Raw genomic sequence first — 1,599 nt, forward strand, 5'->3', positions numbered from 1 at the left:
CGTTAGCCTTTAAAATAATTTGAATTAAGGATGTGATGTGTATTGAGTGTGATTATTATTTTGGATAGCTAGGAGGATTAGAATGGAGAATGCAGTGCCTAAAAGAATAGGCAGACAGACTCCTACTACTTCCGTAACTATTCCTTATGTAAAAACATATGGCCAACAAGCCATAGAACTTTATGAAAAATCTAAACGTAAGGCCATGGATTGGCAGAAAATGTTAGTTTATGACATTCTATCAATCACTGAAGATGGTCTATGGGTTCATAACAGATTTGGATATGAAATACCTCGTCAAAACGGTAAAGGTGAAGTAGTTGCGATTGTTGAGATGTGGAAATTGCAGAATGGTGAAAAGATTATGCATACCGCACACAGAGTCAACACTTCTCATACCGCGTGGGAAAGATTATGCGCATTACTTGATGATGCAGGTGTTCAGTACAAGTCTATTAAACAAAAAGGTGCTGAAGAAATTCGCTTGGAAGAAACAGGAGGATATATTGCCTTTCGTACTAGATCCAACACTGGTGGTCTAGGTGAATCATTCGATACTTTGATTGTCGATGAGGCCCAGGAATATACTACAGATCAAAGTTCCGCATTGAAATATACTATTTATTCGTCTGAGAATCCTCAGACGATTTTTTGTGGAACCCCACCAACCGCGGTATCTGCAGGTACTGTATTTACAGATATGCGTAAACGTGTATTGAGTGGAAAAAGTAAAAATACAGGTTGGGCAGAATGGTCTGTGGAATTTATGACAGATGTTGAAGATGTAGATGCCTGGTACGAAACGAATCCAGCGTTAGGAATCAGAACATCTGAAAGAACAATTGAAGCGGAATTGGAAGATAATGACGATATTGACTTCAATATTCAACGTTTAGGTTTATGGCTGCAGTACAACCAGAAATCTGCGATAACTGAAAACGAGTGGAAAAATTTGAAGGTTGACGCTCTACCTAAGTTTACAGGTAAGTTGTATGTAGGAATAAAGTATGGCCATGATGGCGAAAATGTGGCATTGTCTGTAGCATGTAAGACCACTAACAAAAACATTTTTGTAGAATCTATAGACTGTAGGAAGATCAAAGACGGAAATACTTGGATGATTAATTTTTTGGCCAATGCCGATATAGGTGGTATTGCGATTGATGGAGCGAACGGACAACAGATTTTGGCAGCCGATATGAAGGAAGCTGGTATAAAGAAAAAGCCAGTGTTGCCAACTGTAAAAGATGTTATTGCTTCAAATCAATTGTTCGAACTTGCAATATCAAATAAATCGGTTTGTCATAATGATCAACCTGCATTAACACAATCTGTAACCAATTGCGAAAAGAGAGCGATTGGATCCAGTGGAGGATTCGGATTCAGATCCATTAAAGATGGTGTTGAAGTAGCCTTATTAGAATCTGCAATATTAGCTTACTGGATGTGTTCTAAGAAAAAGGAACAAAAACCACAGAGAATAAGCTACTAGGAGAACATATATTGTTCTCTTTTTTTACGTAACTATACGGAAAAATAGGAGGAAAAAAGAAACATGGATTTTAAACCAATTGAAACACAAGAACAATTTGAAGATGC

General features: G+C 37.5%; 1 protein-coding gene. It reads left to right on the top strand.

Going from position 1 to position 1,599, the window contains the following annotated elements; genetic code table 11:
• Positions 1-82 precede the first annotated feature (82 nt).
• Complete coding sequence (locus ACZQCL_RS09380; RefSeq protein ID WP_217797827.1) at positions 83-1,492, top strand: terminase large subunit; 1,410 nt, start codon at positions 83-85, stop codon at positions 1,490-1,492.
• Positions 1,493-1,599 lie beyond the last annotated feature (107 nt).

It is taken from the genome of Holdemanella sp. (assembly GCF_056804935.1).